Here is a 15,562-nt window from a genome sequence, read left to right as displayed (position 1 = left end):
GCCCGTCAGCCCGTGATGGCCTGGACCGATCCGGCCTGCCGGCGCAGCTCGAACTTCTGGATCTTGCCCGTGCTCGTCTTGGGCAGCTCGCCAAAGACCACGGCGCGCGGCACCTTGTAGCCGGCCAGGTGCTTCTTGCAGTGGGCCATGATGTCCTCCGCCGTGGTCTGGGCGCCGGCCTTCAGCTCGATGAAGGCGCAGGGCGTCTCGCCCCACTTGGGATCGGGCTTGGCCACCACGGCGGCGGCCAGCACGGCCGGGTGGCGGTAGAGCACGTCCTCGACCTCGATGGACGAGATGTTCTCGCCGCCAGAGATGATGATGTCCTTGCTGCGGTCCTTGATCTGTATATAGCCGTCCGGATGCTGCACGGCCAGGTCGCCCGTGTGGAACCAGCCGCCGCGGAAGGCCTCGTCCGTGGCCTGCGGGTTTTTCAGATAGCCCTTCATGGCGATGTTGCCCTGGAACATGATCTCGCCCATGGTCTGGCCGTCATGGGGCACGGCCTCCATGGTCTCCGGATCGAGCACGCTGGCCGAGCGCTGCAGGTGGTAGCGCACGCCCTGGCGTGAATTCAGGCGCGCGCGCTCGCCGATCTCCAGCGCCTCCCAGGCCGCATGCTTGGCGCAGACCGTGGCCGGGCCGTAGACCTCGGTCAGGCCGTAGACATGGGTGATGTCGAAGCCCAGCTGCTCCATGCCCTCGATCATCGACGCTGGTGGCGCCGCGCCAGCCACCATGGCCTTGACCCCGGCGGGCACGCCCTCCTTCATGGCGGCCGGCGCGTTGACCAGCAGGCCATGCACGATGGGCGCGCCGCAGTAGTGCGTCACGCCATGGTTGCGGATGGCATCGAAGATGGCCTGGGCCTCCACCCGGCGCAGGCAGACGTTGACGCCGGCGCGCGCCGCCACCGTCCAGGGGAAGCACCAGCCGTTGCAATGGAACATGGGCAGGGTCCACAGATAGACGGCGTGCTTGGGCATGTCCCACTCCAGCACATTGCTGATGGCATTGATGGCCGCGCCCCGGTGGTGGTAGACCACGCCCTTGGGATTGCCCGTGGTGCCGCTGGTGTAGTTCAGCGCAATGGCGTCCCACTCGTCGGCGGGCAGCTGCCAGTCGAAACCGGCATCGCCACCGGCCACGAAGTCGTCGTAGTCCAGGCTGCCCACCTGCTCGGCGGCCGGGCCGTAGAGCGCGTCCTCGACCTGGATCACCAGCAGCGGCGCGCTGCGCTGGCGCAGCTTCAGCGCCCTGGCCACCACGCCCGTGAACTCCGGGTCCACGATCAGCACCTTGGCCTCGCCGTGGTCCAGCATGAAGGCAATGGTTTCCGCATCCAGCCGCGTATTCAGCGCATTGAGCACGGCGCCGGCCATGGGCACGCCGAAATGCGCCTCCACCATGGGCGGCGTATTGGGCAGCATCACGGCCACGGTGTCGTTCTTGCCCACGCCCGCCTTGTGCAGGCTGCTGGCCAGCTGGCGGCAGCGCGCATAGGTCTCGCCCCAGCTGCGGCGCAGCGCGCCGTGGACCACGGCCAGCCGCTCGGGATAGACCTCGGCCGTTCGGGCGATGAAGCCCAAGGGGCTGAGCGGCGCATGGTTGGCACTGTTGCGGTCCAGGTGCTGGTCGTAAATGCTGGTCATCGTGGTCTCCGGTTCGCTGGGGTTCTTGATGTGATGCGGGCCTGCCGCTGCAGGCGGGCGAAACCTGAAGATATAGCAAGACAGGCTTACACAAGCTTGATGCGTGGCCACCTGGCACGCCACCGCACATGCCCGGATAACCAAAGCGGCATGCATGGTCTTTGCAGGCATCACAACTTTCAGAATTCCATGAAAACTGTAAATACCCATGCAGAACAATCACTTGGTCTTTCTGAAAAAGTGCTTTCGGCCGTCTTCAACGCGAGTGCATGGAAGCAGTCCTCTATAAGACATCATTTATCAGATCACTTGGCCGCACGGCCCCGGCTTCACTCTTAGAATCGCCGCTTGGATTCGCCGGCCAGCAACGCTGGAAGGCGCACATGGAGTTCCTAGAGGAGTAGCCTGGCAACGCTCCAGGCATCGTTGGAGACGAGCCTGCACCCCACCGGTGCAGGCTTTTTTTTTGGCTCATCGCTGAATCCTGCTTTCTACGGCTCCCTCGCTTGAGCCAACGCAATGGGCGCAGTGCCTGCCTGGCCTAGATTGAAAGCGGTGCCGCAGTGCGGCAGGCAGCCCCCACCGGCGGCCCATCCGCACACGGCCCGCATCCAATAACAAGCAGCGGGAGCCCCCATGACACGACACGCCTTTTTTTCCGTCCGCCCTCTGGCAGCGGCGCTGATCGCCGCCGCCTGCAGTCTGGGCACGCAGGCCGCCCAGCCGCCCGCATCCTCCGAGCCGATACAGCCGATTGCACCGGCACGGATCACCCACCCGGCCATGGTCGAGCTGGGCAAGAAGCTGTTCTTCGATCCGCGCCTGTCGCGCTCGGGCTTCATTTCCTGCAACTCCTGCCACAACCTGGGCATGGGCGGCAGCGACAACCTCAAGACCTCCATCGGTCACAACTGGCAAAAGGGGCCCATCAACTCGCCCACGGTGCTCAACTCCAGCCTGAACCTGGCCCAGTTCTGGGACGGCCGGGCCAAGGACCTCAAGGAGCAGGCCGGCGGCCCCATCGCCAACCCGGGCGAGATGGCCTTCACGCACGAGCTGGCCGTGGACATGCTGGCCTCCATCCCGGCCTACCGTGCCGAATTCAGGAAGGTGTTCAGCAAGGAGCCGTTGACCATCGACCAGGTCACGGACGCCATCGCCGCGTTTGAGGAAACCCTGGTCACGCCCAATGCACGCTTCGACCAGTGGCTCAAGGGCAACCGCAAGGCACTGAGCCGGGACGAGCTGGCCGGCTACAGGCTGTTCAAGGAAAGCGGCTGCGTGGCCTGCCACAACGGCCCGGCCGTGGGTGGCAATTCCTTCCAGAAGATGGGCATTGTCGAGCCCTACAAGGCCAGCGTGGACGCCCAGGGCCGCTCGGCCGTCACCGGAAACGACACGGATCGCTTCAGCTTCAAGGTGCCCACGCTGCGCAACGTGGAGCTGACCTACCCCTACTTCCACGATGGCGCGGCCGACACGCTGAGCCAGGCCGTGGACGTGATGGGCCGGCTGCAGCTGGGCCGCCAATTCAGCGAGGACGAGAACGCCAAGATCGTGGCCTTTCTCAAGACGCTGACCGGCGACCAGCCTCGCCTGGTCATGCCCATACTGCCGCCGTCCAGCGACACCACGCCGCGCCCCAAGCCGTTCGACAACTGAGGAGGGCAAAGCCTGTTCAGCGCAGGCTCAGGGACTGGCGCTTCCAGGCCGGGTCCTGCCAGCGCTGGAACAGCGGCAGGGCCGATACATCGCCGGTCACGCGCTCGGTGGCCAGGCCGTCCAGCCGCACCACTTCGAAGCTCTTGCGGTAGCGGCCCTGGCCGCGGGCCTCGCGCGCCACCAGCATCAGCTGGCCGCCAGGCACCCAACCCGCCCATTCGGCCACGCCGGTCTCCGGTGCCGTGGCGGCCGGGGGCAGCACATCGGCCAGCCAGCCGGCCTCGGTCTTGCGCAGCACCCACAGTTCGCGCCAGCCTTCCAGCGGCTGCACGGCCAGGGCCACGGCCGTGCCCTCGCGGTTGGTGCTGGCCGATGCGGCCCATACCACGCCATAGGTGCAGCGGCGCAGCAAAGGGGCCTTGGCGCCGTGCTGGGCGTCCACCAGCAGCACGCAGGTTTCGCCGGCAGCACCGGGCTCGGTGAGCAGCGTCGGGCGGGCTCCGGCAGCAGGAGCCGCAGTAGCAACAGGCGACAGCGCCCAGCGCACAGCGCTCACCCGCATGGCCGCGTCGTTGTAGGCGCTCTGGTCTTCATCGGGCAGGTCGGATTTGCTGACGCCCGCGAACTCGGCCAGCGCCCGGGCGGCCGATGCCGCCACGGCAGGGTCGGCCATGCTCTTGCGCGCCTGCTGGAAGGCCAGCGCCGCCCACACGCTGGCGCGGCGCATCTGCACGCGGCCGCGCAGGTAGGGCGGCAGGCCGGTCACATCCACCCGCTCCAGCACATCGGCCTGCCAGGCATGCATGCGGGCGCGCTCATGGGCGGGAAGATCGGGGTCCACGCATTCGGGCCGTGTCAGCGCCAGCGCGGCGCGGGCACGCTGCGGCGCGTCGGCGGCGGGCATGGCCAGCACGCGGCGGAAGAATTCGCCTTCATAGCAGACCTGCATGCGGCCTTCGACCTCATAGGTCGCAAAGCGCAGGCCGTAGCCGTTGGCCACATCCAGGTGGGCCGACAGCGTGGCGCCCGAGGTCTTGCCGGGCGCAGCGGCGGAGGCGCGCCGCGCCAGCCGGTCGGCAAAGCCGCCCAGTGCGTCGAAGGCCTGCGCGCCTTCGGCGCCGGCCAGCGTCCTGGCGGGCGCCGCCTGCAGGTAGGCGGCCGCGAGGCCGATGCCCAGCGCCTCGGCCCCCGGCGTGTCCTGCACGAAGCGCAGCACGGCCAGCAAGGCGGGGGCCTCGGCCTCTGTCATGGCCACGCGGCGCACATCGCTGGCACGGATGAAGCCGCCGCGCTCGCGCTTGTGGTCCCAGACCTGGAGGTAGTCCAGGCGTTCGCCCCTGATCTCCAGCACCTCGCCCTGCCACAGGCTGGCCTGCTGCTGGGCGCCATCGCGCGGCGCGGCGCGCAGGCTGGCCTGGTCCTGCACCACGATGGCGCTGCCCATGCCGGTGGCCAGCGCTGCGGCGGCCAAGGTCGATACGGTCAGCATGGCTTATTGCTCCTGAACGGCTGCGTTGGCATCTTCGGCCGCCACGGAGGCTGCGCCGGCCTGTGCATTGCGGCTGCCGCCCAGCAGGGCCGCGCCTATGAAGTCGCCATTGGTCGGCGGGGGCGCGATGATGACCTGGATCTTGTCCGAGAGCTTGTCGGCCAGCGTCTTCTGGATGAGCAGCGGGTAGCGCGTGACCAGGGTGCCTTCGCGCGCCATCTGCTCGGCGTTGACCTTGCCCAGGCGGTCCATGCGGAAGGCCTCGGCCTCGGCCAGCTTCTGGCGCGCATCGGCTTCGCCATTGGCCTCGATGCGGCGGGCCTGGGCGCTGCCCTCGGCGGCTTTCACGCGGGCCACGCGCTCGGCCTCGGCCTCCAGCTGGCGCTGCTCGATCTGGCGCTGCTTGAAGGGCAGCACATGCTTCATGGCCTCTTCCTGGGCACGCGCCGCGATCACCTGCTCGCGTGCGGCGGCTTCGGCGGCCACTTCGCGGCGCACCTTGTCGGCATTGGCGTCCAGCTCGGTTTCCTTGACGCGCTTGTCCTTGAGCTCCAGCGTGTAGCGCATCTTCTCCGAGGCCAGCTCCTCGGCCAGCAGGCTGTCCATGCCGCGGCGGTACTCGGCGGGCAGGTCCACCTTGCCGATCTGGATGCTGCGCAGCGTGACGCCGTCGGCCGCCAGGCGCGTGCGCAGTTCGGTCTCCATGATCTGGGCGATCTCGGCGCGCTTGGTCGAGAAGATCTCGCGCACGGTATAGCGCGCAAACACCTTGTAGACCAGGCCCTGCACGGCGGGCTCCACGATGTCGCCGCCTATGTCCAGGGGCAGGTTGCCGGCCTTGACGGCGGGCGATGCGGGATCAAGCGCATAGCGCACGTTCAGGTCCAGGCCCAGGGACAGGCCCTCGACCGACTGCAGGGGTGCGCTGCCATTGGCCTGGCGCATGGCCTCCGGGCGGTAGCTCTGGTCGCGCAGGGAGAACACGCGCACCGTGTGCAGGCCCGGCACCACCCACACGCTGCCATCGCGCCACAGGCTGACCGAGCCCGTGAACTGGTTCAGGCGCACGCCCAGCGTGCCCTGCTCCAGGTGCTGCACCGGCGGGTTGCGCACCACCACCAGACCTGCCGCCGCCACCAAGGCGCCGATGGCCAGCCAGCGCACGGTGCGCGCCATGGGCAGCAGCACGGCCCAGTCCACGGGCTGGCGGCGGGGCGCACTGCCTGGCAGCGTGCCGACGTCGGCTGCAGGCTCGAAGGACTCGGCAGTGCCGGCTCCGTCCAGGCGGGCGGACTTGCGGCCCGTCAGGGCCTGCATGATGCGGTTCCAGGTGGCTTTCATGGTGTTCTCTCTCTCGGCTGTGATGGCTGTTGTTGGCTGTTGTTGGCTGTTTCTGAGGCACCGGAATCAGGGGTGGCTCATTGAGGACCGATTGTTCGGATCCACCCCGGAAGCAACAACGCGGCGCGCGGCCCAATGCGTTCACGGCGCCAGCACAAACGCTCCGGCCCCGGAAGAAAAACTCACACCCGGGCCGGCGCAGGGCCGAGATAATCCCGCGAACACCGCCACGGCGGCCTCCCCCGACCCCACCACTGCACAGCCCCATGACCCGTATCGCCGTGATCGAAGACGACCTGCCCACCAGCAACCAGTTGGCGGGATGGATACGCAGTGCGCGCAGCGGCATCGTGATCGACCAGTGGTTCACGCGCGACGAGGCCGAGGCCGCCCTGGCCCGCGAACACTACGACGCCGTGGTGCTGGACATCGAGCTGGGCCGCGAGCGCCACGCGGGCGTGGCCCTGATCAACGCCATCAACAAGCTGGGCCAGGGCACGCCGGTGCTGGTGGTGTCGGCCATGCCGGCCGCCATCTACCGCAGCATCATGAAAGCGCTGGACGCCTGGGACTACCTGCAAAAGACCACGTTCGAGGAGGCGGACTTCATCGAGACCTTCCTGGACATCCTGCGCACCACGCAGCGCGCGGCGCCCGTGGCCGCGCAGGCAGCCGCAGCGCCCGCAGGCGATGCCCTGGTGCTGGACCCGCTGTGGCAGCGCACGCCCACCTGGCGCGGCGAGCGCATCAACCTGCCGCTGACGGCCCAGCGCATCCTGGCCACGCTGCACCAGCGCAGCGGCGAAGTGGTTTCCTACGACGAGCTGTTCGAGGTAGTGAAAAGCGGCCGCAACCGCGACAACGTGCGCAAGCACGTCAGCACCATCCGCGAGGCCCTGCGCGAGGTGGACCCGGGCTTCGAAGGCATAGAGAACGTGCCCATGCGCGGCTTTCGCTGGGTAGGCCAGGCCGGCGCCGCCGTCCGCACATGAAGCGCCTGCTCAACCCCAGGCTGGAGCTGCCCCGGCTGGAAGTTCCGCGCCTGGGCCTGGCCGCCTTCCGCCAGCGCATCCTGCTGCGCGGCGTGTTCGTGCTGCTGGCCGTGGCCACGGTGTCCTTGAGCGTGGTGGTGCTCAAGGACGAGAAGGAACGCGCCTGGCAGGCCTACCAGCACGGCTTTGTGCGCAGCCAGGCCGAGGTCATGGCGCGGCTGCGCCATCCTTCGGGCCGCCTGGCCCTGCTCAACGCCGGCCATCTGGGCCAGGGCGTGACGCCGCTGGCGCCGCTGCTGCTGCCCTACGCGGCCATCGACTTCGACGATCCGCAAAAGTCCCAGCAGGCCGTGGAGATGGCCGGCTGCTCGGTGCAGTATCCCGATGGCGCATCGCTGTGTGCAGCCATCGGCAACAATCCCTACGCAGGCGGCTTCATCTATCTGGTGGGCAGTTTCTTCGCAGGCGAGCTGACACCGCGCGAGCGCGGCTCGCGCGAACCCGCCCAGGCACACCGCGCCCGCATCACGCTGGACATGCGCGGCAGCACCTACCGCTGGATCGCACCCTATGAGGCCATGCCTCAGCAGGGCAACAAGTCAGGCAGCGGTGAACACGGCCGGCTCACCGGCTTCGTGGACAACGGCACGCCCCAGCTTGACGCCCGCGCGCGGCCCGTGCGCGATTTCCGTGGCTGGCTCTGGCAGAACGGCCATTGCCGCGACCTGCCGCCTGGCGTGCAGGGCAATGCGGGCAATGACACGACACCACCTGCAGCCGACTGCCTGCGCCGCACGCACTACTCCATCCGCCTGCCGGTCGAGCTGTTCCGCGAAGCCCTGTTCCGCAGGAACGTGCGCCCGGTCTGGCCGCCCGAAGACCTGGGCAGCATGCGTGTGCGCGTGGAAATGCTGGCCCCAGGGGACACAGAGCCGCCGCTGTTCGACAGCAACTCGCCGGGGGCGCAGCTTGCGGCCTCGCTCAACGACATCTCGCGCAGCCTGCTGCCGGGCGAGCGCGTACAGATCCGCAAGGTGGGCGCCGACGAAGCCAGCGCCATCACCCTCAAGGGCGTGGATGTGCAGGCCGCGCCCTCGGCCCCCTGGCTGCTGCGCCTGATCAGCTGGCTGCCGCTGGATGCTGCCGGCGTCTCCGCCGCCACCATGACCCCGGCCGTGCCCACGGGCCAGGACATTCTGGACACGTCCACGGGCAACTACACCGTCAGCTTCACAGGCCACCCGCGCGATGTGGAGCAGGGCCTGGCCGCCGTGGCCACGCGCCTGTCGTGGTACCTGGGCGCCATGCTGGCCGCCATTGCGCTGGCCTGGCTGATCGTCGAGCTGGGGCTGATCCGCCGCGTGACCGCCCTCACCCGGCGTGCCGCCGCCGTGTCCTACAACGTGCAGGACGGCCATGTCGGCCCGCGCCTGGGCGACCTCGAAGTATCGGACCTTCGTGGTTCCGACGAACTGGGCATCCTGGCCGGCGGCCTGGCCGACCTGCTGCAGCGCGTGAAGGACGACCTGCAGCGCGAACAGCTGCGCGCCCAGCAGGAACGCGACATGTGGCATGCCGTGGGCCACGAAATCATGTCGCCCCTGCAATCGCTGATGGTGCTCTACGGGCCCGACGACCCCGGCCACCGCTACGTGCAGCGCATGCAGCAGGCCGTGCATGTGCTCTACGGCACCGCATCGCCGGCCGAGGCGCTGCAGGCCGCCACCGTGCCGGAGGGCCGGCTGGACCTGGACGCCTTCCTCAGCCACGTGGCCGCCAACGCGCACTTTGCGGGCATTGCCAACGTGGTCTACGAAGGCGGGAGCGAGGGCGGGAACAGGGGCGTCACGGGCGCCGTGATCGTGCGCGCCGACGAGTTTGCGCTGGAAGACGTGGTCACCCACATCCTGCGCAATGCCGACAGCTACCGGCCCGCGGGCACGGCCATCACGCTGTCGCTGTCGGCCTCGGAGTCCGCCGCCAGCGCCACGCTGCACAACCAGGGCGCCACCATTGCGGAGGACCTGCTGGAGCGCATCTTCGAGCTGGGCGTGTCCGCCCCCCAGGAGCCGGTGGCCGCCGGCGGCGCCGAACACCGAGGCCAGGGCCTGTTCGTGGCCAGGACCTACATGGCGAAGATGGGCGGCACGATCAAGGCGCACAACACGCGCGATGGCGTGGCCTTCACGCTGACCTTCCAGCGCCTGGGCTGAGGGCCGGGCGCCACCGGCCAGTGCCCCCGGGGCACGGCCGGACGGCCCCGCGAAGGCACAATACGAGGGTGTCCATTCCCCAATCGTTCATCCAGGAATTGCTCTCGCGCGTCGACGTGGTCGATATCGTGGGACGCTACGTGCAGCTCAGGAAGGGCGGCGCCAACTTCATGGGCCTGTGCCCGTTCCACAGCGAGAAGTCGCCCTCCTTCACCGTCAGTCCCAGCAAGCAGTTCTATCACTGCTTTGGCTGCGGCAAGAATGGCAACGCCATCGGCTTTCTGATGGACCATGCCGGCATGGGCTTCGTCGAAGCCGTGCAGGATCTTGCCGGCCAGGTCGGCCTGCAGGTGCCGCAGGACGACATCAGCCCCGCCGAGCGCGAGCGCCAGGCCGCGCAAAAGCAGAAACAGGCCACCCTCACCGACGTGCTGGAGAAGGCAGGCGACGCCTACCGCAAGCACCTCAAGGCATCGCCCCAGGCCATCGACTACCTCAAGCGCCGCGGCGTCTCGGGCGAGACCGCCAAGCGCTTCGGCCTGGGCTACGCGCCTGCGGGCTGGCGGTCGCTGGCCAGCGTATTCCCGCAGTACGACGATCCGCAGCTCGAAGAATCGGGCCTGGTCATCGTTGGCGAGGGCGACGACAAGCGCTACGACCGCTTCCGCGACCGGCTGATGTTTCCCATCCGCAACGTCAAGGGCGAGTGCATCGGCTTCGGCGGCCGCGTCTTCGGCGACGAGAAGCCCAAATACCTGAATTCGCCCGAAACCCCGGTCTTTCACAAGGGGCGCGAGCTCTACGGCCTCTTCGAGGCCCGCACCGCCTTGCGCGACATGGGCTATGCCCTGGTCACCGAAGGCTATATGGACGTGGTGGCCCTGGCCCAGCTGGGCTTTGCCAACGCCGTCGCCACGCTGGGCACGGCCTGCACGCCCGACCATATTCACAAACTGTTTCGATTTACCGAGGCCGTTGTCTTCAGCTTCGACGGCGACGGCGCGGGCCGGCGCGCCGCGCGCAAGGCGCTCGATGCCGCCCTGCCCTATGCCAGCGACACGCGCAGCGTCAAATTCCTCTTCCTGCCCGCCGAGCACGACCCGGACAGCTTCATCCGTGAGTACGGCAGCGAAGCCTTTGCCCGCTACGTGGGCGACGCGCTGCCGCTGAGCCGCTTTCTCATCGAGGCCGCCAGCGAGGGCTGCGACCTGGGACAGGCCGAAGGCCGCGCCCACATGGCCAGCAATGCCCGCCCGCTGTGGACGGCACTGCCCGACGGCGCGCTCAAGCGCCAGCTGCTGGGCGAGATCGCCGAACTCGTGCAGCTCGATGCGCGCGACCTCTCGGACCTCTGGTCGCAGGAAGCCGCCCGCAGCGGACCGGCACGCGGCGCCATGGCCGGTGGTGCCCACCATCCGGGCCAGGCCGGCCATGCACCGGCCGCGCCCGACTGGGGCCAGCCGGCCGAATACAACGCCCCTTCGGGCTGGCCCGACCGGGCCAGCCAGGGCGGCGGCGCAGGCGGCTGGCGCGGCGGCGAGCCCGGGCGCGGCGGCAAAAAGCCCTGGCCACGCAAGCCCTGGGACAAGAATGGCCGCAGCGACTTCAACCCGCCGCCCATGGGGCCGCGCGGAGCCCCCGCCACGCGCACGGACCAGGCGGCGCGCCTGCTCATGGCGCACATGGAGTTCATGGAAGAACTCACCCACGAGGACTTCGAGGCGCTGGCGCGCTGCGCCGCCGGGCACGGCGCGCTGTTCCGCTGGATGGAAGCACAGTTCCAGGAATCCGGCCCCCGGCCCTTCGCCGTGCTGCGCGAGCAGCTGCGCGGCCTGCCCCATGAAGTGCTGGCCGACAAGCTGATGAGCGGCCCCCACGCCCATCCCGAAGGCGAGCTGCCCGAGCTGCGCCGCGAGCTGCGCGGCGTGCTCAACCGCATCGTCATCGACCACATCAAGGCCCAGATCGACGAAGCCGTGCGCGACATGGCACGGGACCCCAGCGCCGCCCAGCGCTATCGCGATCTCTTTGCCCGACAGCAGGTCCTGGAAAACCAGATGCGCACTTCCTCTTGAAATCGAGGTAAGCAGATATAATTAGGGGCTATCGGCAAGAGCGACAGCAGCACCTCCGGACCGGGCCCCGTGACGAACTCACGTGATTGCAGCAACTGCACGGCCCAATTTCCCGCAAGGACTGCACACCAAATGTTCGCCCAGACATCTTGCCTGGAACGTTTTTCGCTTCCCTGGCGGACCTAGTCCGTCCGCGCGTGCGCCTAGGCGGCGCTTGTTTGAGTTTCCCTTTGTGTGTGTTCGCTCCTGACCGTGAGGTGTTCATGCCCGTTTCAAAGTCCGTGAAGTCCAAGCAGGCCCCCGAAGCTACAGCGAAGCCCAAGACTTCGACAACCTCTTCAGCCCCGGCCAAGGCCGGTGCCGGCAAAGCCGCTGCAGGACCGAAGAGCGCCGCATCTGCGGCCAAAGCAAAGAAAGATACCGACGTGGTAACCAAGTCCCAAGCCGAACTCAAAGCCATGGCCGACGAGCTGCTCGCCGCCGCGACCCCCAAGCGCGGCCGCAAGAAGGCAGCCGAAGGCGACGACGCCCCCGCCCAGACAGAAAAGAAGCCTGCCGCCGCCAAGAAGGCGCCGGCCAAGGCAGCCGCAAGCTCCACCGCCGCGGCCAAGACCCCCGCCAAGCGCGGCCGCAAGCCCAAGGCCAAGGAAGGTGGCGACGACATGGATGACGCCGACCTGTCCGACATCGATGGCGACATCGACGGCGACGGTGAAGGCGAGTCCGAGGTCGAGACCGAAGTGGAAGCCGAAGTCGAGACCACTTCGGCCCCGGCCGAAAAGGTCAAGCCCCTGCGCATGAAGATCAGCAAGGCCAAGGAACGCGCCTTGATGAAGGAATTCGGCCTGGACGAAACCGTCCTGACCGAAGAGGAAATGTCCACCCGCCGCCAGCGCCTGAAGGCGCTGATCAAGCTGGGCAAGACGCGCGGCTACCTGACGCACAGCGAAATCAACGACCACCTGCCCGACAAGCTGGTCGATGCCGAGACGCTGGAAGTCGTGATCTCCATGCTCAACGACATGGGCGTGGCCGTCTACGAGCAGACCCCCGACGCGGAAACCCTGCTGCTGAACAACACGGGCCAGTCCGCCACCACCGAAGAGGAAGCCGAGGAAGAGGCCGAAGCCGCCCTGTCCACGGTGGACTCCGAGTTCGGCCGCACCACCGACCCCGTGCGCATGTACATGCGCGAAATGGGCACGGTCGAGCTACTGACGCGCGAAGGCGAAATCGAGATCGCCAAGCGCATCGAAGGCGGCCTGATGGACATGATGGAGGCCATCTCGGCCTCGCCTGCCACCATCGCCGAGATCCTGGCCATGTCCGAGGAAATCCGCGAAGGCAAGGTCGTCATCTCCACCATCGTCGACGGCTTCGTCAACGCCAATGAGAACGACGACTACGTGGCCGAAGAAGACTTCGACGAATACGACGAAGAGGACGACGACGACGGCAAGGGCGGCTCCAAGGCGCTGACCAAGAAGCTCGAAGAACTCAAGAACGAGGCGCTGCGCCGCTTCGACGCCATGCGCGAGAACTTCGACAAGATGCACAAGGTGTACGACAAGGACGGCTACGGCACGCCCATGTACATGAAGGTGCAGAAGGCACTGACCGAAGAGCTGATGACCATCCGCTTCACGGCCAAGACCATCGAGAAGCTGTGCGACCTCGTGCGCGCCCAGGTGGATGACGTGCGCAAGAAGGAACGCGAACTGCGCAAGATCATCGTGGACAAGTGCGGCATGCCGCAGGAGACCTTCATCGCCCAGTTCCCGCCCAACCTGCTGAACCTGCAGTGGGTGGTGCAGCAGGTCGCGGCCGGCAAGCCCTGGAGCAACGTGCTCGAGCGCAACATCCCGCCCGTGCAGGAGCTGCAGCAGAATCTGATCGACCTGCAGTCGCGCGTGGTCGTGCCGCTGGACGAGCTCAAGCGCATCAACAAGCGCATGAACGATGGCGAGCGCGCCAGCCGTGACGCCAAGAAGGAGATGATCGAGGCCAACCTGCGCCTGGTGATCTCCATCGCCAAGAAGTACACGAACCGCGGCCTGCAGTTCCTGGATCTGATCCAGGAAGGCAACATCGGCCTGATGAAGGCGGTGGACAAGTTCGAGTACCGTCGCGGCTACAAGTTCTCGACCTATGCCACCTGGTGGATCCGCCAGGCCATCACGCGCTCGATCGCCGACCAGGCGCGCACCATCCGTATCCCGGTGCACATGATCGAGACCATCAACAAGATGAACCGCATCTCGCGCCAGCATCTGCAGGAGTTCGGCTTCGAGCCCGATGCGTCCATCCTGGCGGCCAAGATGGAGATCCCCGAGGACAAGATCCGCAAGATCATGAAGATCGCCAAGGAGCCGATCTCCATGGAAACGCCGATCGGCGACGACGACGATTCGCACCTGGGCGACTTCATCGAGGACACCAACAACACCGCCCCCGTGGACGCCGCCATGCAGGCCGGCCTGCGCGACGTGGTCAAGGACATCCTCGACGGCCTCACACCGCGCGAAGCCAAGGTGCTGCGCATGCGCTTCGGCATCGAGATGTCCACCGACCACACGCTGGAAGAAGTGGGCAAGCAGTTCGACGTCACGCGCGAACGCATCCGCCAGATCGAAGCCAAGGCCCTGCGCAAGCTCAAGCACCCGAGCCGCTCGGACAAGCTGCGCAGCTTCATCGACTCGCTGTAAGGCGCTGTGGATGCCGGCTTCCGTGCCGGCAGTCGCTTTCCAAAAAGCCCCGCATGCCCATGCGGGGCTTTTTTTATGCGACTGACCCGTCCTGACCTGGGTTGACACCTTTTCCTCTCAGAAAAGGCAAGTCAATGGAATCAAGGGTCAAACGCACGCAGCGGGACTACACGCTGGCTTTTAAGCTGTCGGTGGTCGATCAGGTGGAAAAAGGCGATCTCACGTACAAACAGGCCCAGGAGCGCTACGGCATCCAGGGCCGTTCGACCGTGTTGGTGTGGCTGCGCAAGCATGGTCGCCAAAACTGGAGTTCGGCATCATCCGGGCTTGCCATGCCAGTACCGATCAAGAAGCCCTCATCTGCACCTGCTGCACCGCTGACTCCCGAGCAGAAGATCAAGGCCCTCGAAGTCCAGCTTCGCGAAGCCAACGAGAAGGCCCAACTGTTCGAGGCGGTGATCGATGTCCTGAAGAAGGACTACGGGGTGCGCATCGTAAAAAAGCCTTTGGGCAAGTCCTCTCGCAAAAGCTCCTCCCGGGGCTGAGCGTGGCGAGGGCTTGCCGCCATTGGGGCGTCAGCCGCCAAGCCTACTACCAGCAGTTGCAGCATCAGCAGCAACGCTGTGCGCGTGCCGACACCGTGATCGAGCTCGTTCGCGACGTGCGCCTGCGTCAGCCCCGGTTGGGCGCGCGCAAGCTGCACCATCTGCTCGCGCAGCCGCTGCAGCACGCCGGCGCGAGCCTGGGGCGCGATGCGTTGCTGGACGTGCTGCGCGAGGCGCGCATGCTGGTGGCGCCGAAGCGGGCGTATCACAAAACCACCGACAGCCATCATCGGTTTCGACGCCATCCCAACTTGCTCAAGGAGGGGCCGCATCAAGTCCGAGCGACTGCCAGCGAGCAGGTGTGGGTGGCCGACATCACGTACTTGCCCACCGACCAGGGGTTCGTCTATCTCAGCCTGGTCACTGATGCGTGGTCGCGCAAGATCGTGGGCCATCATGTGCACGACAGCCTGCACACCGGGCAGGTCAGCCGGGCGCTGAAGGTGGCGCTCAACGGCCGCCAGACGCAGCAAATGCTGGTGCATCACTCGGACAGGGGCATCCAGTACTGCTCGAATGACTATCAGGAGATTCATCGGCGCCACGGCATTGCCTGTTCGATGACTGACGGCTACGACTGCTATCAGAACGCGCTGGCCGAGCGCGTCAACGGGATCTTGAAGATGGAGTTCCTGCTGCATCGGCCTGCCGATCTGGCCCAGGCCAGCCGGATGGTCCAGCAGGCCGTGCAGATCTACAACCAGGAAAGACCGCACCTGTCCCTAAAATTGAAAACGCCCGATGAGGTTCATCGGGCGTCTCTGGCCGGCTGGATTACGCCGGATCGGTGTCCTTCATAGGTGTCAACCTATGGCAGGACGGGTCAGA

The 15,562-nt window shown here is 67.0% G+C and carries 9 protein-coding genes; 6 read left to right on the top strand and 3 right to left on the bottom strand.

Going from position 1 to position 15,562, the window contains the following annotated elements; all coding sequences use genetic code 11:
* Positions 1-5: 5 nt before the first annotated feature.
* Positions 6-1,652 (bottom strand): acyl-CoA synthetase, encoded by a 1,647-nt coding sequence (locus ACFPFG_RS27010; RefSeq protein ID WP_183021624.1) that lies wholly within the window; start codon positions 1,650-1,652, stop codon positions 6-8.
* A 636-nt stretch (positions 1,653-2,288) separates the two neighbouring features.
* On the opposite strand from ACFPFG_RS27010, the gene ACFPFG_RS27005 reads away from it, so the two are divergent.
* Positions 2,289-3,314, top strand: coding sequence for a cytochrome-c peroxidase (locus tag ACFPFG_RS27005; protein ID WP_374623569.1), 1,026 nt, complete (start codon positions 2,289-2,291; stop codon positions 3,312-3,314).
* 16 nt (positions 3,315-3,330) lie between these two features.
* Here ACFPFG_RS27005 and ACFPFG_RS27000 read toward each other — a convergent pair whose 3' ends face one another.
* Together ACFPFG_RS27000 and ACFPFG_RS26995 are read right to left on the bottom strand one after the other, a co-directional pair.
* Complete coding sequence (locus tag ACFPFG_RS27000) at positions 3,331-4,803, bottom strand: hypothetical protein (RefSeq protein WP_183021626.1); 1,473 nt, start codon at positions 4,801-4,803, stop codon at positions 3,331-3,333.
* A gap of 3 nt (positions 4,804-4,806) precedes the next feature.
* Entirely contained in the window at positions 4,807-6,144 is a 1,338-nt protein-coding gene (locus tag ACFPFG_RS26995) for an SPFH domain-containing protein (protein WP_380108973.1), read from the bottom strand.
* A gap of 266 nt (positions 6,145-6,410) precedes the next feature.
* Between ACFPFG_RS26995 and ACFPFG_RS26990 the strand changes: the two genes are divergently transcribed.
* The 5 genes from ACFPFG_RS26990 (at position 6,411) to ACFPFG_RS26970 (ending at position 15,534) form a co-directional block, all read left to right on the top strand.
* Positions 6,411-7,136 carry a response regulator transcription factor gene (locus ACFPFG_RS26990; RefSeq protein WP_012206841.1) on the top strand — a complete coding sequence of 242 codons (726 nt, stop codon included), beginning with the start codon at positions 6,411-6,413 and terminating at the stop codon, positions 7,134-7,136.
* Positions 7,133-9,349, top strand: a complete 2,217-nt coding sequence (locus tag ACFPFG_RS26985; RefSeq protein ID WP_380108971.1) for a sensor histidine kinase — start codon at positions 7,133-7,135, stop codon at positions 9,347-9,349. Before ACFPFG_RS26990 ends, ACFPFG_RS26985 begins: the two co-directional genes overlap by 4 nt.
* Before the next feature lie 68 nt (positions 9,350-9,417).
* Positions 9,418-11,424 carry a DNA primase gene (dnaG, locus tag ACFPFG_RS26980; RefSeq protein ID WP_374623560.1) on the top strand — a complete coding sequence of 669 codons (2,007 nt, stop codon included), beginning with the start codon at positions 9,418-9,420 and terminating at the stop codon, positions 11,422-11,424.
* Between the two features lie 263 nt (positions 11,425-11,687).
* Positions 11,688-14,129, top strand: coding sequence for an RNA polymerase sigma factor RpoD (gene rpoD, locus ACFPFG_RS26975; protein WP_183021630.1), 2,442 nt, complete (start codon positions 11,688-11,690; stop codon positions 14,127-14,129).
* Positions 14,130-14,263: 134 nt separating this feature from the next.
* Positions 14,264-15,534, top strand: a protein-coding gene (locus ACFPFG_RS26970) for an IS3 family transposase (protein WP_380106692.1) whose coding sequence is annotated in 2 segments (ribosomal slippage) — positions 14,264-14,623 and positions 14,626-15,534 — 1,269 coding nt in all. Because the reading frame shifts where the segments join, the coding sequence is not laid out codon by codon here.
* Positions 15,535-15,562: the final 28 nt, after the last annotated feature.

This window comes from Delftia deserti, assembly GCF_042653485.1.
In the GTDB taxonomy this organism is placed as follows: domain Bacteria; phylum Pseudomonadota; class Gammaproteobacteria; order Burkholderiales; family Burkholderiaceae_C; genus Comamonas; species Comamonas acidovorans.
This window is presented reverse-complemented; position numbering and strand designations above follow the sequence as displayed.

Coding starts and splice junctions, on each gene's coding strand:
- ACFPFG_RS27010 (WP_183021624.1), bottom strand. CDS start 1,652: ATGACCAGCATTTACGACCAGCACCTGGACCGCAACAGTGCCAACCAT.
- ACFPFG_RS27005 (WP_374623569.1), top strand. CDS start 2,289: ATGACACGACACGCCTTTTTTTCCGTCCGCCCTCTGGCAGCGGCGCTG.
- ACFPFG_RS27000 (WP_183021626.1), bottom strand. CDS start 4,803: ATGCTGACCGTATCGACCTTGGCCGCCGCAGCGCTGGCCACCGGCATG.
- ACFPFG_RS26995 (WP_380108973.1), bottom strand. CDS start 6,144: ATGAAAGCCACCTGGAACCGCATCATGCAGGCCCTGACGGGCCGCAAG.
- ACFPFG_RS26990 (WP_012206841.1), top strand. CDS start 6,411: ATGACCCGTATCGCCGTGATCGAAGACGACCTGCCCACCAGCAACCAG.
- ACFPFG_RS26985 (WP_380108971.1), top strand. CDS start 7,133: ATGAAGCGCCTGCTCAACCCCAGGCTGGAGCTGCCCCGGCTGGAAGTT.
- rpoD (WP_183021630.1), top strand. CDS start 11,688: ATGCCCGTTTCAAAGTCCGTGAAGTCCAAGCAGGCCCCCGAAGCTACA.